Source organism: Microbacterium sp. Y356, from assembly GCF_059445355.1.
In genome coordinates this window covers 2787054-2812158 of record NZ_JCAIUE010000001.1, presented here as the reverse complement: position 1 = coordinate 2812158, position 25105 = coordinate 2787054, and the positions used below count along the sequence as shown (strand labels likewise).

Here is a 25105-nt window from a genome sequence, read left to right as displayed (position 1 = left end):
GATGGGATCCGGCAACTTGAGCGTGAAAGACGGGCCGCACCCGGGGGAACGGGCCGCCTTTTCGACGCTGAAGTGCGAGTGTCTCAGCCGAGGATCTCGGCGAAGCGCGTGCCGATGTCAGCGTTCTCGAGCCGCTCGCCGTCGATCTCGACGGTCGGCGTGCCTGCGATGTCGTGCTGCTTTGTCTGGTCTCCGACGAAGTCCATGTACGTGCCGTCTGCGATGCAGTCAACTGCATCGCCGGCGCCGACCTGGTCTGCGAGAGCGGCGAGCTCGTCGTCGGTGAGGCCGGTGCTGTTCTCTTCCGGCTGGTTCTCGAACAGCAGGTTGAAGAAGTCCAGCGCGGAGTCGGGTGCTTCGGCCGCGACGCAGTAGACCGCGCCCGCAGCACGAGTGGAGAACTCGGTGTTCTGCGAGTAGCGGTCAAGGATCGAGATCGGGTGGAGGTTAAGCGTGATCTCGTCGTTGGCCGCAGCGGTCTGCAGCTGCTCGCCGTAGGTGTCTTCGAAGTCGCCACAGATCGGGCACATGAAGTCGACGAACGTGTCGACTTCGGTTTCGCCCTCACCGAAGCTGATCGCGCCGGTCTCTTCATTGACGATCGCGCTTGCGGGCGCGGTGCCTGGGGCACTCGCCTGGTTGTTCAGGAAAACGACCAGGCCGCCGAGAGCGACGAGGACGACAACAACCGCGATCGAGATTCCGACGGCGAACCAGTTGGTGTTGCTCTTGGCAGCAGCAGCCATTTCTTTCCGATCTTTCGAGGCTCGCGCCATGCGCAAGTCCGGGAGTATGAGGGGGTGCTGTGCGCACCCGTACTTGATCAATCCTGCCGGTATTATCTATGCGCCCGTTGTGAGACACCCGCGTGCCACTGCGCGACCATCTTCTGCGTGGCGCCGTCGACCGCGATCTTCGTACTGAAGGGTCCGCACATCCTATTTGCGCGTTTGGACTTCCCTGAACCTATGAGATTCCCCTAAGGTCAGGAATGCGGCGTGGGGAGTGCTCCACGGGGTAGAGCACGCGCCGCCTGAAACGGGGAAAAAATGAACAGTGGTATCCGGTTGCGCGCCGTTGCGACAGCGACAGCAGGTCTTCTCGTCGCTTCTCTTCTGGCCATCGCCACACCTGCCAGCGCCGACGAACTGGCACCGTCACCCGAGTCGACAGCTTCGGTAATTGCGCCCGATGTTGCAGAGGCCGAAGAGGTCGACCTCCCTGAGCAGGATGTCGTAGAGGTAGTTCCGCAGGACGCCACTGACACCGGTTCGACCGAGGAGCCTTCTGAGCAGGCACCCGTCACGGAGCCGAGCGCGACGCCCACACCGCCAACGCCAACGCCAACTGCGACCGCATCTGCGGCACCAGAACCGACCGTTTCTGCGACGCCGACGCCAACTGCGACCGACGAGCCATTTCCGAAGGCATCCACCGAACCGACCCCGACAGCGAAGCCGATTCCGACCGCAACGTCGACACCGACCCCGAGCACTCCGGCAAAGGAGCGCAACCGCTCTCTGCTCGACGCTACCCAGGCCACAGCTTCAATCACCGGAATCGTTGCAGTCCCCACAGGTGTGGATCTGGGCGACATATATGTCAGCGTCTACACCGCTGACGACTGGGAATGGAGTGGTCAAGCTTCCCCGGGCGGAGACGGTGAGTACAGCGTCACCGGCCTACCGGCTGGCGACTACAAGGTGGAGTTCTCCTCGTTCGATACCGTCACGTTAAACGAGTGGTGGGACGAAGCGTTCGACTTTGACTCGGCGACTATCATCACGCTCGGCGATGGCGAAGCAGCGATGGAGATCGATGCGACGCTCGATGCAAGTGCGTCGATCTCTGGCAACGTCACATTCTCCGGTGGGAGTGCTCCCGACTCCGGAGACACTTACGCGCGCGCGAATGTTATGACGGACGATGGCTACGAGACCTACGCATCGGCCTACGTGGAGGAAACTGGCGCCTATTCGATCAGAGGTCTGGCTGAAGGCACCTACATGGTGAGCTTCGATTCCTATGATCGCAACATCGCGACTGAGTGGTGGCAGGATGCCGTGGACATCGGCTCCGCACGTGCGATCGTTTTGGTCTCTGGGCAGGCGGCGACCGGCATCGATGCGACCCTCGATGCAGGTGCGTCAGTTTCGGGCCATGTCACGTTCCCGGAGTCTGTTGACACGACGCTCGGGTATACATACGTGTATGCGTACAGTCCGACCGAGGACGGATACCGACTGACTGCTGAGACGTCAGTACGCGAGGACGGCTCCTACTCCATCACAGGCATGAATGCCGGTGCGTACAAGCTCTTGTTCAGCTCCTATGAGCGCGACGTCGTCGAAGAATGGTGGCAGGATGCTGCCAACTTCGAATCGGCGACGGCGATCGTCCTGGCAGATGGAGAACTCAGGGACGGCGTCGATGCGACGCTGGATGCTGCTGCGTCGATCTCCGGGACAGTCGTGTTCCCTGCTGGAGTCGACCTGGCATCGGGCGGCACCAGTATTGACGTGTATCGCGCCGACGACCCGAACTCGTCCGTGGGCGCAGATGTCTTGGAAGACGGCACCTATTCGGTGATGGGGCTTGCGGCTGGCGACTACAGGCTTCGCATCTCTTCGTGGGACCGCGGGCTCTTCGATGAGTGGTGGCAGGATGCGACCTCATTCCAGGACGCGACCGTGATCACGCTGGCGGTAGGAGAGGCTCGCACTAATAATGACGCGACGCTGGAAGCTGCCGCAACGATCTCTGGCCACGTGACCTTCCCAGAATCTGTCGACACCGCGCTCGGGTACACAAGTGTTGCCGTGTACACCCTGACGGACAACGGCAACGAATGGGTCGCCGGCACCTCAGTCGAAGAAGATGGCTCCTACTTGATCACCGGGTTGAGCGCTGGTAACTACAAGCTGCACTTCGACTCGAACGGGCGCGATGTCTTCGACGAGTGGTGGCAGGATGCCGCGGACTTCGAGTCGGCGACGAAAATCGTCCTCAATGACGGGGAGCTGCAGGCCGACGTCGATGCAACGCTGGATGCCAGTGCGGCAATCTCCGGCACAGTAACGTTCCCGACCGGAGTGGACCCGGCATCCGGTGGTTCCACAAACGTCATCGCCTATACGAGCAATAGCAACGAATGGGCTGGCGACGCATCAGTTCGCGAGGATGGTTCGTACTCCATCACCGGCCTCAACGCCGGTGCGTACAAGCTGCAGTTCGAGTCCAACGGGCTCAACGTCACCACGGAATGGTGGCAGAACGCCCTCGATTTCGAATCGGCGACGGAGATCATCCTCGATACGCGGGAACTCAGGAACGGCATCGACGCCACGCTGGATGCCGGTGCGACGATCTCCGGGACGATCGAGTTCCCTGATGGTGTCGACCCGGATTCGGGCGGCACAGCTGTTGACGTGTACCACGCGGACGACCAGGGATCGGTAGCGTACGCATCCGTCCAAGAAGACGGCACGTACTCGGCGATGGGACTCCCGGCCGGCGACTACAAGCTCCACATCTACTCATGGGACCGTGGCCTCTTCAATGAGTGGTGGCAGGATGCGACCTCATTCCAGGACGCGACCGTGATCACCGTGGCGGCAGGTCAAGCACGGACAGACGTTGACGCCACGCTGGAAGCTGCCGCATCGATCGCTGGGCAGGTCACCTTCCCCGACTCAATTGACACATCACTCGGCAACACAAGCGTTACCGTGTACACCTCAACCGACGACGGCATCGGATGGGTTGCCAACGCAACAGTCCGCGAGGATGGTTCCTACTTCGTCACCGGCCTGAAAGCCGGCACATACAAGCTGCTATTCTCCTCTTACGAGCGCAACGTCGTCACGGAATGGTGGCAGGATGCTGCCGACTTCGAGTCGGCGACGGAGATCATCCTCGATGCGCGGGAGCTCAGGAACGGCGTCGACGCGACGCTGGATGCCGGTGCGACGATCTCCGGAACAGTGACGTTCCCGGCAGGAGTTGACCCGACAGACGGTGGTCGCGCCTACGTCACCGCGTACACGAGCAATGGCAACGAGGGGGTTGCCTCCGCCTCAGTCCGCGAGGATGGTTCCTACTCCATCACCGGCCTGAACGCGGGCACCTACAAGCTGCACTTCAACTCCTCCTACGAGCACAACATCGTCGAGGAGTGGTGGCAGGACGCCCTCGACTTCGAATCTGCAGCGGAGATCGTCCTCAGTGACGCGGAGCTCAGAGAAGGCGTCGACGCGACGCTTGACGCCGGTGCGTCGATCTCGGGGACGATCGAGTTCCCTGATGGTTTCGACACGGAGTCGGGTGGCACAGCTATTGATGTGTACCGCGCGGACGACCAGGCCTGGGTCTCGTACGCATCCGTCCGAACAGACGGCACGTACTCGGCAACGAGGCTTGCGCCCGGCGACTACAAGCTCCGCATCTACTCATGGGACCGAGCTCTCTTCGATGAGTGGTGGCAGGACGCGAACTCATTCGAAGATGCAACCGTGATCACCGTCAATGCGGGTCAGGTGCTTACCGGCATCAATGGATCACTCCGCGATGACTCGGACACGTTGATAGTCGGCTCCCCGATTATCTCCGGTACGGCCAAGGTGGGTTCGCAGCTGACCGCTACGCCCGGCACATGGTCGCCGATGCCAAGCTTCGCGCACCAGTGGTATGCGGACGGCACCGCTATCAGCGATGCGAGCTCATCGACACTCACGCTGAGCCCAACGGAGCAGGGCAAAGCAATCACCGTGAAGGTGACGGGTTCTTTGCCGGGATACACCTCGGCGTCTGCCACAAGCGCCGCGACGGCCAACGTCGCTGCTGGCACGCTCACCTCCGCGACGCCCACGATCTCGGGCACCGCGACGAATGGGCAAAAGCTGACGGCGAAGCCGGGCGCGTGGACGGCGGGCGCTGAACTTACCTACCAGTGGTCTGCCGACGACACCGTCATCAGCGGTGCGACATCGGTGACGTACACGTTGACCGCGTCCGAGGTGGGTAAGAGCATCACAGTCAAGGTCACCGGCACACTCACCGGATACACAACCGCGTCGAAGGCCAGCACCGCAACCGCGAAGGTCGCAACCGCAACGCTGACCGCAACAACCCCGACGATCTCCGGCACGGTGAAGGTCGGCCAGAAACTGACCGCGAAGCCCGGCACCTGGACGAGTGGCACCAAACTCACCTACCAGTGGTACGCCAGCGGCACCGCAATCAGCAAAGCAACCGCCTCGACATACACATTGGCCGCGGCCCAAGCCGGTAAGACCATCACGGTCAAGGTCACCGGCACCAAGACCGGCTACACCAAAGCGTCGAAGACCAGCAAAGCAACCGGCAAGGTCGCAACCGCAACGCTGACATCGGCGACGCCGACCATCTCCGGTACGGTGAAGGTCGGCCAAAAGCTGACCGCGAAGCCCGGCACCTGGACGAGCGGCACCAAACTCACCTACCAGTGGTACGCCAGCGGTGTGGCGATCAGCAAAGCAACCGCCTCGACATACACATTGGCCGCGGCCCAAGCCGGTAAGACCATCACGGTCAAGGTCACCGGCACCAAGACCGGCTACACCAAAGCGTCGAAGACCAGCAAAGCAACCGGCAAGGTCGCAACCGCAACGCTGACCGCACCAACCCCGACCATCTCCGGCACGGTAAAAGTCGGCCAAAAGCTGACCGCGAAGCCCGGCACCTGGACGAGCGGCACCAAACTCACCTACCAGTGGTACGCCAGCGGTGTGGCGATCAACAAGGCTACGAAGTCGACGCTCACGCTGACCGCCGCGCAGAAGGGCAAGACCATCACGGTCAAGGTCACCGGCAAGAAGACCGCCTACACGACAGCGTCGAAGACCAGCAAAGCAACGGCCAAAGTCAAGTAAGCAGCAGCAACATACGGGGCTCCGGTGGATACTTCCGCCGGGGCCTCATGCATGATGTCGCGGAACCGCCCCGAAACCGAGCGGCGACGGCACCGCCACGCCTAGGCCAGGGGGACCGGAACCACGCCGAAGGGGGCGAGGCCAGCGGCGCCGCCGTCCGCCGCAGTCAGCACCCAGATGCCACCGTCGTGGCGGGCCACGCTGTGCTCCCAGTGCGAGCCATCGGTTCCGTCTACCGTCGAGACGGTCCAGTCGTCGTCTTCGACCAGGGTCTCTTCTCCCCCGGCGGTGACCATCGGCTCAATCGCGAGCACCAGCCCGGGCTTCACCTCGGCCCCTGGATCAGGAGTGCGGTAGTTGAAGACACTGGGGGCCTCGTGCATCTTGCGTCCGATGCCATGGCCGACGTACTCACGCAGGATGCCGTAGGTCTGCCCGGAAACCTCAGAAGGTCCCTGCGACTCGATGTACTCCTGTATCGCGGCGCCGATATCGCCGAGATGACGAGCGGATGCCATGGCGGCAATTCCCGCCCACATCGAACCTTCGGTCACTCGCGATAGCTCTTCGCGCCGCGCGAGTACGACAGAGTCAGCCGCACCAGGCACGATGAATGTCCTTGCGCTGTCGCCGTTCCATCCCTGGAACTGCGCGCCACTGTCGACGGAGACGATGTCTCCCGCCTGCAGAACGCGAGAGCCGGGGATCCCGTGAACGACCTCCTCGTTCACCGAGATGCAGGTGGTGTGCCGATACCCGCGCACGAGCTTGAAGTTCGACTCCGCACCACGTGCGGTGATCGCTTCGGATGCCGCAGCATCCACCTCGGCGGTCGTGACTCCCGGCCGGATAAGGGCGGCCGCAGCATCCAATGACGCCGCGGTGATGAGGCCGGGTTCGACCATCGCCCGCAGCTGCGCCGGCGACTTATACAGAGAGCGGCGGAACATGTCAGGCCGAAGCGTGCAGGCCGCGGGCGTTCAGCGCCGCGGTGATCCGCTCGAAGATCTCGTCGAGCGAGCCGACGCCGTCGATCCGGTCGACGATGCCACGTGCTTCGTAGACGTCGATGATCGGCGCGGTCTCGTTCTCGTAGATGTCGAGGCGGTGCGCGATGGCGGCTTCGGTGTCATCCGCACGCCCCTGCTCCGCGGCACGAAGCGAAAGCCGGGACATGCTCTCCTCGCGTGCCACATCCAGCAGGATGACGGCATCCAGCGCCTCGCCGCGCCCGGAGAGGAACTCGTCGAGGTGGCCGACCTGCACGGTGTTGCGCGGGTAGCCATCCAGCAGGAAGCCCTGAGCCGCGTCATCCTGAGACAGGCGATCCCGCACAATCTCACTCGTCAGCGCATCCGGTACGAGATCTCCGCGCGCAGTGATCTCGCTCACCTTCGCGCCGAGTTCCGTTCCGCCCTTGATGTTCGCGCGGAAGATGTCACCGGTGGAGACCACCGGAACACCGAACGCCTCGGCGACGCGCACACCCTGGGTGCCTTTGCCTGAGCCCTGTGGGCCGACGATGAGGAGTCGTGCGGATGCTGTCAACGGAGAAGCCCTTCGTAATGACGTTGCTGAAGCTGTGCGTCGATCTGCTTGACGGTCTCAAGACCCACGCCGACGATGATGAGGATCGAGGCGCCACCGAACGGGAAGTTCTGGTTGGCTCCGACTGTCGCCAGCGCGATGAGCGGGATGAGTGCGACCAGACCCAAGTAGATGGAGCCGGGGAACGTGACGCGAGTAATCACGAAGTCGAGGTACTCGGCTGTCGGGCGTCCTGCCCGGATGCCGGGAATGAACCCGCCGTACTTCTTCATGTTGTCGGCGACCTCGACAGGGTTGAACGTGATCGCGACGTAGAAGTAAGTGAACCCGACGATCAGCAGGAAGTAGACCGCCATGTAGAGCGGCTGGTCACCGGTGGTGAAGTTCTGCGAGATCCAGACAACCCATGCGGCCGGCTCTGTGCCGTCCTGCGGAGTGTTGAACTGCGCGATGAGCATCGGGATGTACAGCAGCGACGAAGCGAAGATGATCGGGATCACACCCGCCATGTTCACCTTGATCGGGATGTACGTGTTCGTGCCACCATAGGTGCGACGACCGACCATGCGCTTGGCATACTGCACGGGGATTCTTCGCTGCGATTGCTCGACGAACACCACCAGGCCAGTGACCACCACACCGACCGCGAGAACCAGTAGGAAGACTTCCAGGCCGTTCGACTCGAAGATGGCCCACATCGCCGACGGGAACGTCGCAGAGATCGACGTGAAGATCAGCAGGGACATGCCGTTGCCGATGCCGCGCTCGGTGACGAGCTCGGCGAACCACATGATGAGGCCGGTGCCGGCGGTCATCGCGATGATGATGAGCAGCTGCGCCCACCACACATCGTTGGTCAACAGCTGCTGACATGCCGCGACGTCGGTCGTGCCGAACAGCTGACCGCTGCGTGCCACGGTAACGAGCGTTGTCGACTGCAGCAGAGCGAGAGCGATGGTGAGGTAACGCGTGTACTGGGTGAGTCGGGCCTGACCTGCCTGACCCTCCTTGTGCAGCGCCTCAAAGTGCGGAATGACCACGCGCAGCAGCTGGGTAATGATCGTCGCCGTAATGTAGGGCATGACGCCCAGGGCGAAGATCGAAAGCTGGAGCAGGGCTCCGCCAGAGAACAGGTTGACGAGGCTCAGCAGTCCTTCAGCGCCCGCGCTGACGCGCAGACACTCCTCGACGTTCGGAAAATGCACGAACGGAGCTGGGACATGCGAACCAAGCCGGTACAGGGCGATGATCGCCAGGGTGAAACCGATCTTCCGACGCAGGTCGGGTGTGCGGAAGATCCGCGCGATAGCGCTAAACAAGGGCGTTCCTCCTGAAAAGGGTTGCCAGTCCACAATGGACGGCCGAAAGACCAGCGTAACGCAGAGAGGGGCCGGAGAATCTCCGACCCCTCTCTGATGTGGTTACTTGACGGTTCCGCCCGCAGCCACGATCTTCTGCTCGGCTGAACCCGAGACCTTATCGACCGTAACGGTGAGCTTCACGGCGATGTCGCCGTCTCCGAGAACCTTGACCTTCTCGTTCTTGCGAACAGCACCCTTGGCGACCAAGTCGACGATGGTGACGTCCCCACCCGAGGGGTACAGTTCCGCGAGCTTTTCCAGGTTCACAACCTGGTACTCGACGCGGAACGGGTTCTTGAACCCACGCAGCTTCGGGGTGCGCATGTGCAGAGGCATCTGCCCACCCTCAAAGCCGACGCGAACTGTGTTGCGAGCCCTGGTGCCCTTGGTGCCACGACCTGCGGTCTTACCCTTGGAGCCCTCACCGCGACCGACACGTGTCTTCGCAGTGTTGGCGCCGGGGACCGGACGCAGGTGGTGAACCTTGAGCACACCGGGGCGGGATGCCGGAGCATCCGCCTTCGGAGCAGCCTTCTTGGCAGCCGGCTTCTTAGCAGCTGTCGAAGTGGCGGCGGACTTGTCCGCTGCCTTGGCCGGAGCCTTCTTCGCGGCAGCAGCCTTGGGAGCGGCAGCCTTCTTCGGGGCCTTCTCGGCCTCGACGGTGTCGTTCTTCTCAGCCATTAGTCGATCTCCTCAACCTGGACGAGGTGTGCGACGGTCTTGACGTAGCCGCGCACCTGCGCGTCGTCGGGGCGGACGGTGCTGTCGCCGATCCGCTTAAGACCGAGGCTGCGCAGCGTGTCACGCTGGTTCTGCTTCTCGCTCACCTTGGACTTGATCTGGGTCACCTTCAGACGGGAGGCCATCAGGCACCTACCTTCGCAGCAGCCGCAGCAGCGGCCTTTGCCTCGTTACGGAGGATGATGTCCGGAACAACATCGTCGTACGCAAGGCCACGGCGAGCCGCGACTGCACGAGGCTCTTCGAGGCTCTTGAGCGCCGCGACGGTCGCGTGCACGATGTTGATCGTGTTCGACGAGCCGAGCGACTTCGAGAGGACATCGTGGATGCCAGCGCACTCGAGTACGGCGCGAACCGGACCACCGGCGATAACACCGGTACCGGCAGCAGCCGGACGCAGCAGAACAACGCCAGCTGCGGCCTCGCCCTGCACCGGGTGCGGAACCGTGGTGCCGACGCGGGGCACGCGGAAGAAGTTCCGCTTGGCGTCGTCGACACCCTTGGAGATAGCCAGGGGCACCTCACGGGCCTTGCCATAACCAACGCCGACCAGACCGTTGCCGTCACCGACGACCACGAGAGCGGTGAAGCTGAAGCGACGACCACCCTTCACGACCTTCGAGACGCGGTTGATGGTGACAACGCGCTCCAAGAACTGGTTGTCGCCACGGTCACGCGAGTTGCGGTCGCGGCCACCCTGGTTGCGGCCATCGCCACGACCGCCGCCACGGCGGCCTTCGCGAGCGGGCTCTGCCTGGGTCGTGCCGGCAGCCGTCTCGGAAACGACAGCGGCCGTCTCGGGAGCGGCAGCAGCCGTTTCGGGAGCGGCAGTAGCCGTTTCGGTCACTTCTTTCTCCTTGTTGTCACTCACAGTGCCAGCCCTCCTTCGCGGGCGCCGTCTGCGATGGCCGCAACGCGACCTGCATAACGGTTGCCACCGCGGTCGAAGACGACCTCGGAGAAGCCAGCAGCCTTCGCGCGGTCAGCGAGAAGCTCGCCGACCTTGCGGGCCTTGGCGGTCTTGTCACCGTCGAACGAGCGCAGCTCGGTCTCGAGCGTGGATGCAGATGCAACCGTGATGCCCTTGCTGTCATCGACCAACTGGACGAAGACGTGGCGGGCTGAACGGTTGACGACCAGACGCGGACGCGCTTCGGTGCCGACGATCTTCTTGCGAAGGCGAAGGTGACGACGCGCGCGGGCGTCAGACTTTGTCTTGAGAGCCATGGTTACTTACCACTCTTTCCGGCCTTGCGACGCACGATCTCGCCGGCGTAGCGCACGCCCTTGCCCTTGTACGGCTCGGGCTTGCGGATCTTGCGGATGTTGGCAGCTGCCTCACCGACAGCCTGCTTGTCGATACCACTCACGACGACCTTGTTGTTGCCTTCGACCGTGAAAGTGATGCCGGCGGGCGGTTCAACCAGGACCGGGTGCGAGAAGCCAAGCGCAAACTCAACCGAGCTGCCCTTCTGCTGCACGCGGTAACCCGTACCAACGACCTCGAGGCCCTTGGTGTATCCCTGTGTCACGCCGATGATGTTGTTGTTGATGAGCGTGCGGGTCAGGCCGTGAAGCGACCGCGACTCGCGCTCGTCGTCGGGACGGGAGACAACCACCTGGTTGTCCTCGACCGCGACCTCGATGGGGCTGGCCAGGCTAAGGGTGAGTTCACCCTTCGGGCCCTTCACCGAAACCGCACGGTGGTCGACCGCAATGGTCACGCCCGCGGGAATCTCGATGGGAAGTCGTCCAATACGCGACATATCGAATTACCACACGTAGGCGAGAACTTCTCCGCCTACGCCCTTCTTGTCAGCCTGACGGTCCGTGAGGAGTCCGGAGGAAGTGGACAGGATGGCCACGCCAAGGCCGCCGAGGACCGTGGGGAGCTCCGTGGACTTCGCGTAAACGCGCAGTCCAGGCTTCGATACGCGCTTGATGCCCACGATCGAACGCTCGCGGTTGGGGCCGTACTTCAGCGTGATGGTCAGGTTTTCGCCGACGCGTGCGTCGGTGACCTCGTAGCTGGCGATGAAGCCTTGCTCCTTGAGGATCTGAGCGATGTGCGTCTTCAGCTTGCTCGACGGCAGGGACACGGAATCGTGGTGTGCCGAGTTCGCGTTGCGCAGACGGGTCAGCATGTCTGCGACCGGGTCTGTCATTGTCATGTTTGTTTTCCTTTGTTCACGAGGTTTCGGCTGTCGTTACACGACAGACGACCTGCTATGAGTGTGCAATCTTCAATTGTAAGCGCACACGAGACCCCCGCCCGACGGGCGGGGGTCAGAGTGTTACGCCTTGGCGTCTTCCGACTTGAACGGGAAGCCGAGGTGACGCAGAAGCGCACGACCCTCGTCATCCGTCTTTGCCGTGGTGACGACGGTGATGTCGAATCCGCGTACGCGATCGATCTTGTCCTGATCGATCTCGTGGAACACGCTCTGCTCCTGGATGCCGAAGGTGTAGTTGCCGTGACCGTCGAACTGCAGACCCGAAAGACCGCGGAAGTCGCGGATACGGGGCAGTGCGAGCGAGACGAGGCGGTCGATGAACTCCCACGCACGGTCTCCACGGAGGGTGACGTGTGCGCCGATGGCCTGACCTTCACGCAGCTTGAACTGCGCGATCGACTTGCGTGCCTTCGTGACGATCGGCTTCTGGCCGGTGATCTTTGTCAGATCCTCGACCGCGCCATCGATCACCTTGCTGTCACGGGCCGCTTCACCGACACCGGTGTTGACGACGACCTTGACGAGACCAGGGATCTGCATCACGTTGGTGTAGCCGAATTCTTCCTGCAGCTTCTGCTGGATTTCGGCCTTGTACTTCTGCTTCAGGCGCGGCTGGATCTTGCCAGCCGGCGCAGCAGTCTCGGTGCTCATCAGAGGTCCTTACCTGACTTCTTCGCATACCGCACACGGACGGTGCGCTTGACGCCATCCTTGGTCTGCTCCTCGACCCGGTGACCGACGCGAGTCGGCTGCTTGGTCGAAGGGTCAACGAGTGCGACGTTCGAGATGTGGATGGGGGCTTCGATGGTCTCGATGCCGCCCGTCTTGGTGCCACGCTGCGTCTGGCCGACGCGGGTGTGCTTGGTGACGTAGTTCACGCCTTCGACGATGACGCGGTTCTTCTCGGAGAAGATCTCGAGGATCTTGCCCTGCTTGCCCCGGTCGCCGCCCTTTTCCTGCTTGCGGCCTGTCATGACCTGAACCAGGTCACCCTTTTTGATGTTCGCCATGATCAAATAACCTCCGGCGCGAGCGAGACGATCTTCATGAACTTCTTGTCACGAAGTTCGCGGCAGACCGGTCCGAAGATGCGGGTGCCGCGGGGCTCCCCGTCAGTCTTCAGAAGGACCGCAGCGTTCTCATCGAACTTGATGTAGGAGCCGTCTGAACGACGAACTTCCTTCTTGGTACGGACGATAACCGCCTTGACGACGTCGCCCTTCTTGACGTTTCCGCCCGGGATCGCGTCCTTGACCGTGGCCACGATGGTGTCACCCAGACCTGCGTAACGGCGGCGTGAGCCACCGAGAACGCGGATCGTGAGGAGTTCCTTCGCACCGGTGTTGTCGGCGACCTTGACGCGGGATTCTTGCTGAATCACTATTGCTCCTTAAGTAAGCCGGAGGCTTACTTGGCCTTCTCGACGATTTCGACCAGACGCCAGCGCTTCGTGGCGCTGAGCGGACGAGTCTCGCTGATGACAACGAGGTCGCCAATGCCCGCCGAGTTGGTCTCGTCGTGCACCTTGCGCTTCTCGGTACGGCGGATGACCTTGCCGTACAGAGGGTGCTTCACGCGGTCTTCGACCTCAACGACGATGGTCTTATCCATCTTGTCGCTGACGACGTACCCACGCTGCGTCTTGCGGTAACCGCGAGCGTTCTCATCACGCACATCGTGCGAGACGGGAGCTTCCGCTTCCTTCTTGGTGGCCATTACTCAGCCTTCCCTTCGGCGTCAGCCGAGGCATCCTCGGTCTTCTTCGCCTTCGACTTGGACGCCTTCTTGGCCGGCACCTCGACCGGAGCAGGCGTCGCACGGATGCCCAGCTCACGTTCGCGGATCACGGTGTACAGGCGTGCGATGTCGCGCTTTACGGCGCGGATGCGGCCGTGGCTTTCCAGCTGGCCGGTGGCCGACTGGAAACGGAGGTTGAAAAGCTCCTCCTTGGCCTTACGCAGCTCCTCAACGAGGCGCTGGTCTTCAAATGTATCGAGCTCCGTCGGAGCGAGCTCTTTGGTTCCGATCGCCATTACGCGTCGCCCTCCTCGCGCTTGATGATTCGTGCCTTGAGCGGCAGCTTGTGAATTGCTCGGGTCAGGGCCTCGCGAGCGAGTTCCTCAGTGACACCGGCGACCTCGAAGAGGACGCGGCCCGGCTTGACGTTCGAGACCCACCACTCGGGCGAACCCTTACCGGAACCCATGCGGGTTTCAGCAGGCTTCTTCGTGAGCGGACGGTCAGGGTAGATGTTGATCCACACCTTTCCACCACGCTTGATGTGACGGGTAACCGCGATACGAGCTGCCTCGATCTGACGGTTGGTCACATAAGCGGGCGTAAGAGCCTGGATGCCATATTCGCCGAAGGAGACCTTCGTGCCACCAGTAGCCTGACCCGAGCGACCCGGGTGATGCTGCTTGCGGAACTTGACCTTACGGGGGATGAGCATTATGCCGACGCTCCTTCTGAAACAGGTGCGTCGTTACGCGGCGCACGGCGACGATCTCCACCACGGTCATCGCGACCGCGCGGGGACTTCGGTGCGTTGGCCTGCTCGCGAGCAAGTTCCTTCGCGGTGAGGTCACCCTTGTAGATCCAGACCTTCACGCCGATGCGGCCGAAGGTGGTCTTTGCCTCGTAGAAGCCGTAGTCGATGTTCGCGCGCAGGGTGTGCAGCGGCACACGGCCTTCGCGGTAGAACTCCGAACGGCTCATCTCGGCGCCGCCGAGGCGGCCGGAGACCTGGATACGAATACCCTTGACGGTCGAGGTGCGCTGTGCACCCTGAAGACCCTTGCGCATCGCACGACGGAACGCCACGCGAGCAGAAAGCTGCTCGGCGATGCCCTGTGCGACGAGCTGAGCGTCAGCCTCGGGGTTCTTGACCTCGAGGATGTTCAGCTGGATCTGCTTGCCCGAGAGCTTCTCGAGGTCGCCGCGAATGCGCTCGGCCTCGGCGCCACGACGACCGATCACAATGCCCGGACGGGCGGTGTGAATGTCGACGCGGACGCGGTCACGGGTGCGCTCGATCTCGATGTTCGAGACACCGGCACGATCGAGCTGCGTCTTCAGCAGGTTACGGATCTTGATGTCCTCGGCGACGTAGTCGGCGTAACGCTGGCCCGGCTTCGTTGAGTCCGAGAACCAACGTGACACGTGGTCCGTAGTGATTCCGAGGCGGAAGCCGTACGGGTTTACCTTCTGTCCCATTACTTGCTCGCCTTCTTCTTGCTGTCGCCCTCGGCTGCGGTAGCAACCGTCGGGGTCGAGAGCACGACCGTGATGTGGCTCGTGCGCTTCTTGATCTGGAAAGCGCGACCCTGTGCACGGGGGCGGAAACGCTTGAGCGTCGTGCCCTCGTCTACGTACGTGTTAACCACATACAGGTCGGCCGCGTCGAGGTACTCGCCGTCACGATCTGCCTTCACCTGTGCGTTGGCCATGGCCGACGCGACAAGCTTGTAGATCGGCTCGCTGGCGCTCTGCGCCGCGAACTTCAGGATCGCGAGGGCCTCTTCGGCCTGCTTTCCCTTGATGAGCGCGACGACACGACGAGCCTTCTGAGGGGTCACGCGGATGTGTCGCACGCGTGCGATGGACTCCACCATTTCTCTCTCCTCTATCGTCCCCGCGTTAGCGGCGACGGCCCTTCTTGTCGTCCTTCTCGTGGCCGCGGAAGGTGCGGGTGGGCGAGAACTCGCCCAGTTTGTGACCGACCATGGTCTCGGTGACAAACACGGGGATGTGCTTGCGACCGTCGTGGACCGCGATCGTGTGACCCAGCATGGCCGGGATGATCATGGACCGACGTGACCAGGTCTTGATGACGTTCTTGGAACCAGCTTCGTTCTGCACGACAACCTTGCGAAGCAGGTGCTCGTCGACGAAGGGGCCCTTCTTGAGACTCCGTGGCATCTTCTCTACTCCTACTTACGCTTCTTAGACGCGGTGCGACGACGAACGATGTACTTGTCGCTTTCCTTGTTGGCGTGACGGGTACGACCCTCTGCCTGACCCCAAGGGGAGACAGGGTGACGTCCACCGGAGGTCTTACCCTCACCACCACCGTGCGGGTGATCAACCGGGTTCATGGCGACACCACGGACGGTCGGGCGGATGCCCTTCCAGCGGTTACGGCCAGCCTTGCCCCAGTTGATGTTCGACTGCTCGGCGTTGCCGACCTCGCCGATCGTTGCGCGGCAGCGTGCGTCGACGTTGCGGATTTCACCCGACGGCAGACGGAGCTGCGCGTAGATGCCTTCCTTGGCGACGAGACGAACGGATGCACCGGCAGAACGAGCCATCTTGGCACCGCCACCGGGACGAAGTTCGATCCCGTGGATCACCGTTCCGGTCGGGATGTTCTTCAGCGGGAGGTTGTTACCCGGCTTGATGTCAGCGCCCGAGCCCGACTCGAGGATGTCGCCCTGCTTCAGCTTGTTCGGCGCGATGATGTAGCGCTTCTCGCCGTCGAAGTAGTGCAGCAGTGCGATGCGTGCGGTGCGGTTGGGGTCGTACTCGATGTGAGCGACCTTGGCGTTGACGCCGTCCTTGTCATTGCGCTTGAAGTCAATGACACGGTACTGGCGCTTGTGGCCACCACCGATGTGACGGGTCGTGATGCGGCCCTGGTTGTTACGGCCACCGGTCTTCGACAGTGGGCGCAGCAGCGACTTCTCAGGCGTCGATCGTGTGATCTCGGCGAAGTCAGCCACCGACGAACCACGGCGACCCGGGGTCGTGGGCTTGTACTTGCGAATAGCCATTATTGTCCTTATCCCCCGGATCAGCCGATTGCCGTGAAGATGTCGATGGTGCCCGCCTTGAGGGTCACGATGGCGCGCTTGGTGTCCTTGCGCTTTCCCGTGCCGAAGCGGGTGCGACGGGTCTTGCCGACGCGGTTGATCGTGTTGACACCCGCAACCTTGACGCCGAAGATCTTCTCGATAGCGAGCTTGATCTCAGTCTTCGTAGCACGCGGGTCGACGAGGAAGGTGTACTTGCCTTCGTCGATCAGCGTGTAGCTCTTCTCAGAGACGACCGGCTTCAGGATGATGTCGCGGGGGTCCTTGTTGAACGCCGGCTGGAGGGCGTTTGCCTGCTCGGTCATGCCGAGACCTCCTCGGTTGTACCGGTCTTCGAGGCGATGAAGCCCTCGAGTGCGGCCTGGATGAAGACGATGTCGTCAGAGACGAGAACGTCATACGCGTTGAGCTGGTCGTACGTGATGACGTGCACGTGGTCAAGGTTGCGAATGCTCTTGATCGTGGTGCTGTCATCGCGTGCGATCACGATGAGGACGCGCTTCGACGTGACGACCGTCGCGAGGAACTTCGCGGCGTTCTTGGTCGAAGGAGCCCCGTCGACGCCGAACGACTCGATGACGTGCAGGCGGTCACCGCGGAAGCGGTCGCTGAGCGAACCCCGGAGGGCTGCGGCGATCATCTTCTTGGGAGTGCGCTGCGAGTAGTCACGAGGCTTCGGGCCGTGGACAATGCCACCACCGGTCATGTGCGGCGCGCGGATAGAACCCTGACGGGCGTTACCCGTGCCCTTCTGCTTGAAGGGCTTGCGGCCGGCACCGGAGACTTCACCGCGACGCTTGGTCGAGTGGGTTCCCTGGCGAGCTGCCGCGAGCTGCGCGACGACGACCTGGTGGATCAGCGGAATGTTCGTCTTGACGTCGAAGATCGAGGCAGGCAGCTCGATGGAGCCAGCCTTCTTGCCGTCGGCCTTGAGAACGTCGAGCGCGAGAGTCGAGTCAGCCATGTTCAGGCACCCTTCACTGCGTTGCGGACGTAGACGAGGCGGCCACGAGCACCGGGGACGGCGCCCTTGACGAGCATGAGTCCCTTCTCGGCGTCGATGGCGTGCACCGTCAGGTTGAGGACGGTCACGCGCTCGCCACCCATACGGCCGGCCATGCGCATGCCCTTGAAAACGCGGCTCGGAGTCGACGATGCGCCGATGGAGCCGGGCTTGCGGTGGTTGCGGTGTGCACCATGGGATGCCGGGGCACCCTTGAAGTTGTGACGCTTCATGACACCGGCGAAGCCCTTGCCCTTGCTGGTGCCGACAACGTCGACCAGCTGGCCTGCTTCGAACACACCGTCAACGGTGAGCTCCTGACCAAGCGAGTAGTCAGCAGCATCCGCAGTGCGGATCTCGGTGACGTGGCGGCGCGGCGTGACGCCGGCAGCCTCGAAGTGAGCCGTAAGGGGCTGGTTTACCTTGCGCGGGTCGATCTGACCAGCCGCGATCTGAACGGCGTTGTAGCCGTCCTTCTCGGGGGTACGGATCTGAGTGACCACGTTGGGTGCCAGCTCGATGACGGTGACGGGGACGAGCTTGCCGTCCGCGTTCCACACCTGGGTCATACCGAGCTTGGTGCCCAGCAGTCCCTTGGAAATCTTTGAGTTGATGTCAACCATGCCGAGCCTCAGAGCTTGATCTCGATGTTGACATCGGCCGGAAGGTCGAGCCGCATCAGCGAGTCGACAGCCTTGGGCGTCGGGTCAACGATGTCGATCAGACGCTTGTGGGTGCGCATCTCGAAGTGCTCGCGGCTGTCCTTGTACTTGTGGGGCGACCGGATAACGCACACGACGTTCTTCTCGGTCGGAAGCGGCACGGGGCCGACGACTGTCGCGCCCGCACGGGTCACGGTGTCGACGATCTTGCGCGCCGACGAGTCGATGACCTCATGGTCATACGACTTCAGGCGAATGCGGATTTTCTGTCCCGCCATTGTCTGTTCACTCTCTATAAGGCGTCTTACCGGCCTGGACCGGGTGATCCAGGGGCATTGGACGCACGACGACGCTGTTCGCGCCTCGGCACCACTGTTCTTCTGTCAGCCCGCGCGTCTTTCGACGCACGGCAGAGCCTCCGTGAGGAGGTGGTTGCAGTTCTGCCACCCGCGGCCTAGAACCCTGCGCCTAATCTCCGAGGAGATGACGCCGCCTATGCACTGCCATGATGGTGATCCGTTGGGCACAAATAGTGCACCAGCAGAATGTGGAACCTGTCTATTCTGCCAGCCATATTTGACTTACGCAAACCCGGGCGTGTCGCGCGGCGATTCCTGTCACCACAAGGGGTGGACGGTGGAGCGAGACATCCCCATGCCTCGCCCCACCTTGGGGAGTGTGTTCAGTGCGAGGGGGCACACCGAACACGAGGATGCGAGCGTGAAGGGACGCCCGAATCCTCGTCGAAGGCATGGCGGATCAGTTGCCGCGCAGGCACGGCAGAGTACGGGTGCCGAGACGGCACACTTCGCACGATGATCCCCAAAATCGTTCCCCAGTTTTTTTAAGCACGGCCCCAGCCGTGCAGTGCAGTTCGCCGAACCCCTTCGACGAACCCGGCCGCAAGATCCCCAGGCGGCTCAGGCCATAGTACATGGAAGAGGCGACGCACCGAAGTGCATCGCCTCTTCTTGTGGAAAGCTTTTACTCGTTGCCGACGGCCTTGTCGGCGCCGTCGCGAATCTCGTCGATCTTGTCGGCTGCGCCGGGGGCGATCTTCTTGGCGAAGTCGGCGACGCCGTCGAGGACCTTGTCGCTCACGTCCTCGGCCTGCTCGCTCTTGACGACCTCTTCGATCTTGTCCTTGTTCTGCTCGAACAAGCTCTTGCCCTGGTTGACGATGTCATCGATACCCATGCGGGTCCCCCTCAGATGGTCGTAACGCCGACAGCCTCTGCCAGCACCCTTATTCTGCCTCTCGCGTCGCCGGAGGGGAAGAGCCGCGACAGAGATTTCAGCGGACGCGTCAGTGCGCAGACGCACCCGGCGCGACAACCGCGCGCACGGTGCGGAACAGAATGATGATGTCTTGAGTAAGCGACCAGTTCTCGACGTAGTAGAGGTCGAGGCGAATCGTCTCCTCCCACGACAGGGTGGAGCGACCGCTCACCTGCCAGAGGCCACTCATGCCGGGCTTCACGAGCAGGCGCCGGTAGGCGATGTCGTCGTAGAGCGCCACTTCGGAGTCGCGCTGCGGGCGCGGACCGACCAGACTCATCTCGCCACGGAGCACGTTGATGAGCTGCGGCAGCTCGTCAATGGAGTGCTTACGCAGGAATCGGCCGACCTTGGTGATGCGAGGATCGTCGGTCACCTTGAACAGCGGCGTGTCACTGTTGCCCTGCAGGTCAAGCAGGCTGGCGAGCTGGTCGTCGGCGTTGGCCACCATCGAGCGGAACTTGCGCATGCCGAACGGGCGACCACCGCGGCCGACGCGCTCTTGGTGGTAGAAGATCTTGCCTGGTCCGTCGATGCGGATCGCGATCGCCGCGGCGAGGAACGCCGGCGACAGCATGAGCAACAACAGCGACGAGCCGACGAGGTCGAATGCGCGCTTGAGGAAGCGCTTGGCGCCTTCCATGCGCGGGAAGTCCACGTGCACGAGCGGGAGACCAGCAACCGGGGTGGCGTGCAGACGCGGCCCCGCGATGTCGGTGAGTGCAGGTGCCATGATCAGCTGGATGTCACGGTCTGAGACCGCGTAGCCGAGGCGGCGCATGGTGTCGGGGTCGAGATCATCCGAACCGACGATGATAAGCGCATCGATGTTCGCGTCGTCGAGGGCCTTCTCCGCGTGTGCGATGTCGCCGAGCAGATCCAAATCAGGGATGCCTTCCGAAGGCACACCGTTAGTGATGACGCCGACGATCGTGTAGCCGCTGCCCGAGCTGCGCCTGATCTGCTTGGCGACATGCTTGACCTTCGAGGCATCACCGATGAGCACGGCACGATGAAGGTAGAACCCCTTCTTCTGCCGACCCCGCAACCATTGGCGCCAGAGCCAGCGCGAGAGGATGAGCATCAGCAGCCCGACGGGGAAGATCACCGCGACGAGCGCACGGGAGAGATTCATCCCCAGGAAGAATGCGAGAGCCACGGTGATCGCAAAGACGGCAATCGTGGCATCCGCAATGCGACGGTATTCCATGATGCCCTGGCCGACCATGTGTCGGTCGCGGCTGTCGGTCGCGTCGAGCCCGAGCAGCCAGAGTACGCCGATGATCACCAGCGCCGCCCCGTAGGAGAGCCGGGGCCCACCCGACCACGAAACCGCCGAGTAGATGCCAGGGCTTACCAGCAGCCATCCCCCGACCAGGGTGATGATCAGCACGAGGAAGTCACTGTAGAAGAGTCGGCTCGCATAGCGTCGAGGCCATGCCCCGCGCCGCGGGCGAACGGCCGGCATCCCTGCCGTGCTTTCCACCTGTTCTGCCCCTGCTACGTGCGTCTGCACAGTATCTACAACTATGCAGATCACCCCCTCGTCCGATCACTCTGGTCGCGCTGGGATTTATTCCCATCGTCCGCGCAGAACCGAAGTTATTCTAACCCACTCGGAACCTACCCACAGATGGGCACGTCTGCCCGATTCAGCTGGCGCAGCCGTCGGTGACCTTCGGCGTCGCGCCGTTGATCATCGGGTTCGTCTGCACCGCGAGCGGGCCGAACTCGCCCTGGCCGGTGAACGTCGCGTTCACGCTCACCTGCTGACCGGGGTTGAACCACGCTTCGAACGCCACCACCGGGCGGCCGAGATCGTCGATGTCGCGGGCCATCACTGAGGCTTCCTCGCCGTTTACGGTGGCGTCCGCCAGCGTGGTTCCTGGAGGGCCGTAGACGAAGATCCAGTCACGGAAGGTCGTACCGTAGGTCATGCTCTGCACGTAGCGGGGCAAGTCGTCTGCCTGCTGCTGCGAGATCGGCAGCGAGATCGATGCATCCACGGTGAAGGTGCCGTTTTCTGCTTCACAGACTGCACCCGCCGACACAGCTGTCTCGGTGTGGTAATCGATTTTCGAGCCGTTGCTGTTATTGAAGAACACGCCAATCGTGGTGCTGTCGACGTTGTCTGTCGGCAGGATGCCACTGACCCGCGAGCCCGCAATTGCGTCGGTGATGGCTTCGTCATCGCTCCAGACGAGGATGCTTCCCTTTGCGGCACTCTCGTTGATCGCCCACACCATGTCTTTGATGTTGAAGCTGCCCGTTGCAACCTTGTCGAAGACGGCGCCAGCCGCCGCCGCGAAGAAACCGTCTACGAGATCGGGGTACTTGTAGCTGTCCCACCGCTCGTAGACCTCACTCAGCAGCAACGACACTGCATTGTCAGAGCTGAGTGTGTCTCCGGTCGGCAGTTCGATCGGGCCGGTCGCCACGAGGATGCGCGACAGCGCGAGCGGGTCGATGGAGATGACACCGTCAATCTGGTCGGGTGCGATGTCGCGCTGCCACCAGGCGCGCATGATCTGCGCTGCCGTCGGGAAGTCGGGGCGACTCATGCTGGTGTTGATGTGGTCAACCAGGTAGCTCGTGTACAGGTCGGTCGCGCTCTGCGGAACCTCGACGTCGACGGCAGTGCCGTTCTTATAGCCGCCGCTGTTGCCTTGCGCGCCCATCGAGATCTGACCGTTGTCGACGTGCACGATTGTCTGGGATGCTGCGCTGCCACCGAGAGCAAGCGACTCGGCGTTGTTCTGGAAGACGAGCAGGTAGTTGCGAGGTCCCTCGGCACCGAGGAGCGTGGGCAGCAGTTCCATCGCAGGAGCCGCGGCCGCGGTCACCTCAGCGACCTGGCTGACGCCATCCTTGACCAGGCCGATGAGTGCGGGTGACTTCTGAACAGCGGCCGTCTCGTCTGCCAGCTGGCCGACCCGCTCACCCTGAGCCTGAGCCACCGAAAGCAACTCGGGGATGAGCTGTCCGTCAGCAGAACCGAGAACCGGCTTAGCAACGTCGTTCACGAGCACATCGAGCGACTGTGCGGCAAGGCGCACGGCGCGCAGGTTGTCGCCGGCGAACGGAACCCATTCGAGCACGGCCCAGACCGGGTCAGAAGCGGCGGATGCCGCGGATTCGGCGTGTCCGCTGAGCGCCTCGATAGTCGCCGAGACGTCAGCGCCGTCTTGCAGATCGCTAATGAGTTGCTGACTGTCTTCGAGCTCGTTCTTCACGGTCAGAGCACGGAATCCCACCCAGCATGCCGCAAGCAGCAGCGTGATGAGCACGATGGCGATGATCAGCCATGCCGTGCGGCCTCGCTTACCTCGAGATTCATTACGAGAAACGTCAGACGCGTCGCTCTGAAGAGCCGCAGCTTTGCGAGCATCTTTTCGTGATTGGTGGGGCATGGATGAATTGTATCGATGGCATCCTGAGCCTCACCTGACGCGGTCCCGGCCATGTCACTCCAATTCGGCGGGCTCACCCATCTTCTTGATAAACACGGGCTGATCGCTCAGCGGGATCGTGACCTGACCGTCGACCGGCTCGATGATTTGCGTGACGCCACTCATCGAGACGACGCTCAGCGGCATATCACTGGTCACGATGCGTTCAGCGCCGCCACCCGGAGCCCAGGCGACGCGCGTCTCTTCGTCTCCGGTACCGAACACCTTCACCGTCGATGACTCGTCAGACTCATCGGCGGTATAAGCAAGTCCACTGATCTGCGAGATCACTAGTGCCTGAGCGAATGCCGCAGGCTTGGGCGAGCGAGCGAGCACATTCGATCGAGGATTGTGTTCGAACAGACCGAAGTTTGCCTCGCCCGCGGCCGGCTCGTTCTTGTCATTGACGAGGTCGTACCAGAAGAACTTCTCGGCACCCGCGGCGATTGAAGTCACCTCAGTCCGGATGAGCCATGGCCCCTGTTCCATGATGCCGACGCCACCGGGGTTGTGCGTGGGGTAGCCGAATTCGGTGATCCACACTGGCTTGTCCGCCCCGCCCTGCTCTTGCATGTCGGTGTGGGATTGTTCGATGATCGGGCCGAGGCTGTCGGGCGCACGGTCGCGCCAAGCCTCATAGGGGTGGTAGCTGACCGCATCGGTGTAAGCGAGTCCACCGTTCTGCCACAGGCTGATGAACCAATCGCGGTCGTAGTAGGCGGTGGAACCCGCGACGATCGGGAGATCCGGGAACTCTGCATCGACCTGTCGGTGCACCGACTCCAGCAACGGCAGGTAGCAAGTGGCCGACTGGCCACAGGACGCATCGCTCTTGCGATGGTTGAACTCGTTGAACACTTCCAAACCCACGACGTCATAGGTGCGCGCGATTTCTAGCGCGTAGCGCCCGTACGCTTCGACAGCCGCTGGCGTCGACGGTGTGCGTTGACTTCCGTAGAGCTTGTTACCGTAAACCACGAGCGCCAGGAGCTTAACCCCGTTAGCGTGCAGTTCCGCGAACGCGGCCGGATACTTCGTATTGCTCCAGTCGTATTCCCCTGCAGTTGTCTCAGCTGCGGACCACGTCACATCATTGCGGACTTCGCCGAAACCAAGGCTCGAGGCCATGACGCCTGCTCCATCGAACCCGACGCGCTCAACGTGTGTTGCAACGCCGAAACGCGCGTCCTGCGGAACATGCAACTGGTCGTTGTCCAGTACTGCGATATTCGTCGTTACAGCGAACCCTGCCGAGTCAGTGAATGTCAGTTCGTAATGCCCCTGTGGGAGGCCATCAAGCGGGACTGCTGCGAGCCCTCCGCTGATGCCCGCGCTTCCGGTGATCGGATCCCCGCCTGACGAAGATGTCGCGGACCAAGTCGAAGTGCCTTCAGCCGCCACGACAGCGAGCGACGCGGTCTTCGTCGATAGGATCAGCGAGTCGTTTACGATGCCTTGTGGCGCCTGAACTTGCTCGAAAGATGGATTTGCCACGAGGTTGTCACCACCTGCAGCCGAGATCACGATGTTGTCGATTCCGAAACCCCGTGCAACGGTGGTGAGGATTACATCAAGTGTTCCTTCGGCCTGTTCAGCTGGCGTCGTGAAGGTGAACTCGACCGGTTCCCATTCAGCGTTCAGGTCAGGTAGCTGGAATCGGCTCCCCCCAGCCGCTAGTTCAACGCCCGACGCTCCTCGGTACTCGCCGAGAAGTCGAACAGACGCAGTCAACGTGTATTCAGTTTCGGGAGCGAGCGCGATTGGCGCACTCGCTGCGATAACGCCCGAATCGGCTACGGGGGCATCAATCCGCAACGACACTGCCCCATCTGCAGCATTCCCGACTTCAGGAAGCACGGCAGAAACCACCGTACGCTCCGCGAGATTCCAGCCATCGACGGAGCCCCGAGCAGATGCGACGCGCGGTATCTCCACAGGACGTTCAGGGAACTCGACGCGCACCCCGGCACGCGGCATTACCTCGGCCGGCTCCTCCGGGGCAGCTTGATTCATCGTGACCGCAGCAGCGACCACTCCCCCGCCGACCACGACTAGCGCACCGCTGATTAGCAGAACGAGTGCTTTCTTTGTCAGCCGCCGTGGCATTTA

29 protein-coding genes are annotated in these 25105 nt (G+C 62.4%); 1 reads left to right on the top strand and 28 read right to left on the bottom strand.

Annotated features, from left to right (window positions below):
- Nucleotides 1–83 precede the first annotated feature (83 nt).
- A complete protein-coding gene (locus AC1C2Q_RS13425) occupies nt 84–746 on the bottom strand; it encodes a DsbA family protein (protein WP_495450489.1) in 663 nt (220 codons plus the stop codon).
- A 303-nt stretch (nt 747–1049) separates the two neighbouring features.
- Here AC1C2Q_RS13425 and AC1C2Q_RS13420 point away from each other — a divergent pair, with 303 nt between their 5' ends.
- Nucleotides 1050–5909, top strand: coding sequence for a hypothetical protein (locus AC1C2Q_RS13420; RefSeq protein WP_495450488.1), 4860 nt, complete (start codon nt 1050–1052; stop codon nt 5907–5909).
- A gap of 101 nt (nt 5910–6010) precedes the next feature.
- On the opposite strand, the gene map is transcribed toward AC1C2Q_RS13420, so the two are convergent.
- The 27 genes from map to AC1C2Q_RS13285 form a co-directional block, all read right to left on the bottom strand.
- The gene (gene map / locus AC1C2Q_RS13415; protein ID WP_495431580.1) at nt 6011–6859 is read right to left on the bottom strand and encodes a type I methionyl aminopeptidase; all 849 of its coding nucleotides are present in this window, start codon (nt 6857–6859) and stop codon (nt 6011–6013) included.
- Nucleotide 6860: 1 nt separating this feature from the next.
- Nucleotides 6861–7457 (bottom strand): adenylate kinase, encoded by a 597-nt coding sequence (locus AC1C2Q_RS13410; RefSeq protein ID WP_495431579.1) that lies wholly within the window; start codon nt 7455–7457, stop codon nt 6861–6863.
- Entirely contained in the window at nt 7454–8776 is a 1323-nt protein-coding gene (gene secY / locus AC1C2Q_RS13405) for a preprotein translocase subunit SecY (RefSeq protein WP_495431578.1), read from the bottom strand. The genes AC1C2Q_RS13410 and secY overlap by 4 nt, the downstream gene beginning before the upstream one ends.
- A gap of 102 nt (nt 8777–8878) precedes the next feature.
- Nucleotides 8879–9499: a 50S ribosomal protein L15 gene (rplO, locus tag AC1C2Q_RS13400; RefSeq protein WP_495431577.1), complete on the bottom strand. Its 621-nt coding sequence runs from the start codon at nt 9497–9499 to the stop codon at nt 8879–8881.
- Complete coding sequence (gene rpmD / locus AC1C2Q_RS13395) at nt 9499–9684, bottom strand: 50S ribosomal protein L30 (protein WP_495431576.1); 186 nt, start codon at nt 9682–9684, stop codon at nt 9499–9501. The genes rplO and rpmD overlap by 1 nt, the downstream gene beginning before the upstream one ends.
- Nucleotides 9684–10430, bottom strand: coding sequence for a 30S ribosomal protein S5 (gene rpsE / locus AC1C2Q_RS13390; RefSeq protein WP_495431575.1), 747 nt, complete (start codon nt 10428–10430; stop codon nt 9684–9686). The genes rpmD and rpsE overlap by 1 nt, the downstream gene beginning before the upstream one ends.
- Nucleotides 10427–10786 (bottom strand): 50S ribosomal protein L18, encoded by a 360-nt coding sequence (rplR, locus tag AC1C2Q_RS13385; protein WP_495431574.1) that lies wholly within the window; start codon nt 10784–10786, stop codon nt 10427–10429. The genes rpsE and rplR overlap by 4 nt, the downstream gene beginning before the upstream one ends.
- A 2-nt stretch (nt 10787–10788) precedes the next feature.
- Entirely contained in the window at nt 10789–11325 is a 537-nt protein-coding gene (gene rplF, locus AC1C2Q_RS13380; RefSeq protein ID WP_495431573.1) for a 50S ribosomal protein L6, read from the bottom strand.
- Nucleotides 11326–11331: 6 nt separating this feature from the next.
- Nucleotides 11332–11730 carry a 30S ribosomal protein S8 gene (rpsH, locus tag AC1C2Q_RS13375; RefSeq protein WP_495431572.1) on the bottom strand — a complete coding sequence of 133 codons (399 nt, stop codon included), beginning with the start codon at nt 11728–11730 and terminating at the stop codon, nt 11332–11334.
- A 123-nt stretch (nt 11731–11853) separates the two neighbouring features.
- Entirely contained in the window at nt 11854–12444 is a 591-nt protein-coding gene (gene rplE / locus AC1C2Q_RS13370; protein WP_495431571.1) for a 50S ribosomal protein L5, read from the bottom strand.
- Nucleotides 12444–12803 (bottom strand): 50S ribosomal protein L24, encoded by a 360-nt coding sequence (rplX, locus tag AC1C2Q_RS13365; protein ID WP_495431570.1) that lies wholly within the window; start codon nt 12801–12803, stop codon nt 12444–12446. Before rplX ends, rplE begins: the two co-directional genes overlap by 1 nt.
- A gap of 2 nt (nt 12804–12805) precedes the next feature.
- On the bottom strand, nt 12806–13174 hold the full coding sequence (rplN, locus tag AC1C2Q_RS13360; protein WP_495431569.1) for a 50S ribosomal protein L14: 369 nt from the start codon (nt 13172–13174) through the stop codon (nt 12806–12808).
- A 26-nt stretch (nt 13175–13200) separates the two neighbouring features.
- Entirely contained in the window at nt 13201–13509 is a 309-nt protein-coding gene (gene rpsQ, locus AC1C2Q_RS13355; protein ID WP_036324786.1) for a 30S ribosomal protein S17, read from the bottom strand.
- Nucleotides 13509–13826, bottom strand: coding sequence for a 50S ribosomal protein L29 (gene rpmC, locus AC1C2Q_RS13350; protein ID WP_495431568.1), 318 nt, complete (start codon nt 13824–13826; stop codon nt 13509–13511). The genes rpsQ and rpmC overlap by 1 nt, the downstream gene beginning before the upstream one ends.
- Nucleotides 13826–14245 (bottom strand): 50S ribosomal protein L16, encoded by a 420-nt coding sequence (rplP, locus tag AC1C2Q_RS13345; RefSeq protein ID WP_495431567.1) that lies wholly within the window; start codon nt 14243–14245, stop codon nt 13826–13828. The genes rpmC and rplP overlap by 1 nt, the downstream gene beginning before the upstream one ends.
- The gene (gene rpsC / locus AC1C2Q_RS13340; protein WP_495431566.1) at nt 14245–15009 is read right to left on the bottom strand and encodes a 30S ribosomal protein S3; all 765 of its coding nucleotides are present in this window, start codon (nt 15007–15009) and stop codon (nt 14245–14247) included. The genes rplP and rpsC overlap by 1 nt, the downstream gene beginning before the upstream one ends.
- Nucleotides 15009–15407 carry a 50S ribosomal protein L22 gene (gene rplV / locus AC1C2Q_RS13335; RefSeq protein WP_495431565.1) on the bottom strand — a complete coding sequence of 133 codons (399 nt, stop codon included), beginning with the start codon at nt 15405–15407 and terminating at the stop codon, nt 15009–15011. The genes rpsC and rplV overlap by 1 nt, the downstream gene beginning before the upstream one ends.
- A 25-nt stretch (nt 15408–15432) precedes the next feature.
- Nucleotides 15433–15714, bottom strand: coding sequence for a 30S ribosomal protein S19 (rpsS, locus tag AC1C2Q_RS13330; protein ID WP_439285984.1), 282 nt, complete (start codon nt 15712–15714; stop codon nt 15433–15435).
- A gap of 11 nt (nt 15715–15725) precedes the next feature.
- Entirely contained in the window at nt 15726–16565 is an 840-nt protein-coding gene (rplB, locus tag AC1C2Q_RS13325) for a 50S ribosomal protein L2 (RefSeq protein WP_495431564.1), read from the bottom strand.
- A gap of 20 nt (nt 16566–16585) precedes the next feature.
- Entirely contained in the window at nt 16586–16909 is a 324-nt protein-coding gene (gene rplW, locus AC1C2Q_RS13320; protein WP_495431563.1) for a 50S ribosomal protein L23, read from the bottom strand.
- Complete coding sequence (gene rplD / locus AC1C2Q_RS13315) at nt 16906–17568, bottom strand: 50S ribosomal protein L4 (RefSeq protein ID WP_495431562.1); 663 nt, start codon at nt 17566–17568, stop codon at nt 16906–16908. Before rplD ends, rplW begins: the two co-directional genes overlap by 4 nt.
- Before the next feature lie 2 nt (nt 17569–17570).
- Complete coding sequence (rplC, locus tag AC1C2Q_RS13310; protein ID WP_495431561.1) at nt 17571–18230, bottom strand: 50S ribosomal protein L3; 660 nt, start codon at nt 18228–18230, stop codon at nt 17571–17573.
- An 8-nt stretch (nt 18231–18238) separates the two neighbouring features.
- Entirely contained in the window at nt 18239–18547 is a 309-nt protein-coding gene (gene rpsJ, locus AC1C2Q_RS13305; protein ID WP_030147986.1) for a 30S ribosomal protein S10, read from the bottom strand.
- Between the two features lie 706 nt (nt 18548–19253).
- The gene (locus AC1C2Q_RS13300) at nt 19254–19466 is read right to left on the bottom strand and encodes a hypothetical protein (RefSeq protein ID WP_495450487.1); all 213 of its coding nucleotides are present in this window, start codon (nt 19464–19466) and stop codon (nt 19254–19256) included.
- A 109-nt stretch (nt 19467–19575) separates the two neighbouring features.
- Complete coding sequence (locus AC1C2Q_RS13295; protein WP_495450486.1) at nt 19576–21033, bottom strand: sugar transferase; 1458 nt, start codon at nt 21031–21033, stop codon at nt 19576–19578.
- 166 nt (nt 21034–21199) lie between these two features.
- Nucleotides 21200–22957, bottom strand: a complete 1758-nt coding sequence (locus tag AC1C2Q_RS13290) for a DUF4012 domain-containing protein (RefSeq protein ID WP_495450485.1) — start codon at nt 22955–22957, stop codon at nt 21200–21202.
- Between the two features lie 54 nt (nt 22958–23011).
- Nucleotides 23012–25102 (bottom strand): glycoside hydrolase 5 family protein, encoded by a 2091-nt coding sequence (locus AC1C2Q_RS13285; protein WP_495450484.1) that lies wholly within the window; start codon nt 25100–25102, stop codon nt 23012–23014.
- Nucleotides 25103–25105 lie beyond the last annotated feature (3 nt).

Coding starts and splice junctions, on each gene's coding strand:
- rpsQ (WP_036324786.1), bottom strand. CDS start 13,509: ATGGCCACCAAGAAGGAAGCGGAAGCTCCCGTCTCGCACGATGTGCGT.
- map (WP_495431580.1), bottom strand. CDS start 6,859: ATGTTCCGCCGCTCTCTGTATAAGTCGCCGGCGCAGCTGCGGGCGATG.
- rpsS (WP_439285984.1), bottom strand. CDS start 15,714: ATGCCACGGAGTCTCAAGAAGGGCCCCTTCGTCGACGAGCACCTGCTT.
- rpmD (WP_495431576.1), bottom strand. CDS start 9,684: ATGGCCTCCCGTCTGAAGGTGACCCAGATCAAGTCCAAGGTGAGCGAG.
- rplD (WP_495431562.1), bottom strand. CDS start 17,568: ATGGCTGACTCGACTCTCGCGCTCGACGTTCTCAAGGCCGACGGCAAG.
- AC1C2Q_RS13300 (WP_495450487.1), bottom strand. CDS start 19,466: ATGGGTATCGATGACATCGTCAACCAGGGCAAGAGCTTGTTCGAGCAG.
- rplP (WP_495431567.1), bottom strand. CDS start 14,245: ATGCTCATCCCCCGTAAGGTCAAGTTCCGCAAGCAGCATCACCCGGGT.
- rplV (WP_495431565.1), bottom strand. CDS start 15,407: ATGGTGGAGTCCATCGCACGCGTGCGACACATCCGCGTGACCCCTCAG.
- rplF (WP_495431573.1), bottom strand. CDS start 11,325: ATGTCGCGTATTGGACGACTTCCCATCGAGATTCCCGCGGGCGTGACC.
- rpsC (WP_495431566.1), bottom strand. CDS start 15,009: ATGGGACAGAAGGTAAACCCGTACGGCTTCCGCCTCGGAATCACTACG.
- rplX (WP_495431570.1), bottom strand. CDS start 12,803: ATGGCGAACATCAAAAAGGGTGACCTGGTTCAGGTCATGACAGGCCGC.
- AC1C2Q_RS13285 (WP_495450484.1), bottom strand. CDS start 25,102: ATGCCACGGCGGCTGACAAAGAAAGCACTCGTTCTGCTAATCAGCGGT.
- rplW (WP_495431563.1), bottom strand. CDS start 16,909: ATGACCGAGCAGGCAAACGCCCTCCAGCCGGCGTTCAACAAGGACCCC.
- rpsJ (WP_030147986.1), bottom strand. CDS start 18,547: ATGGCGGGACAGAAAATCCGCATTCGCCTGAAGTCGTATGACCATGAG.
- rplC (WP_495431561.1), bottom strand. CDS start 18,230: ATGGTTGACATCAACTCAAAGATTTCCAAGGGACTGCTGGGCACCAAG.
- AC1C2Q_RS13425 (WP_495450489.1), bottom strand. CDS start 746: ATGGCTGCTGCTGCCAAGAGCAACACCAACTGGTTCGCCGTCGGAATC.
- rplB (WP_495431564.1), bottom strand. CDS start 16,565: ATGGCTATTCGCAAGTACAAGCCCACGACCCCGGGTCGCCGTGGTTCG.
- AC1C2Q_RS13290 (WP_495450485.1), bottom strand. CDS start 22,957: ATGCCCCACCAATCACGAAAAGATGCTCGCAAAGCTGCGGCTCTTCAG.
- rplE (WP_495431571.1), bottom strand. CDS start 12,444: ATGAGCACCGAGACTGCTGCGCCGGCTGGCAAGATCCAGCCGCGCCTG.
- rplO (WP_495431577.1), bottom strand. CDS start 9,499: ATGGCTGAGAAGAACGACACCGTCGAGGCCGAGAAGGCCCCGAAGAAG.
- rpmC (WP_495431568.1), bottom strand. CDS start 13,826: ATGGCGATCGGAACCAAAGAGCTCGCTCCGACGGAGCTCGATACATTT.
- AC1C2Q_RS13420 (WP_495450488.1), top strand. CDS start 1,050: ATGAACAGTGGTATCCGGTTGCGCGCCGTTGCGACAGCGACAGCAGGT.
- rpsH (WP_495431572.1), bottom strand. CDS start 11,730: ATGACAATGACAGACCCGGTCGCAGACATGCTGACCCGTCTGCGCAAC.
- rplR (WP_495431574.1), bottom strand. CDS start 10,786: ATGGCTCTCAAGACAAAGTCTGACGCCCGCGCGCGTCGTCACCTTCGC.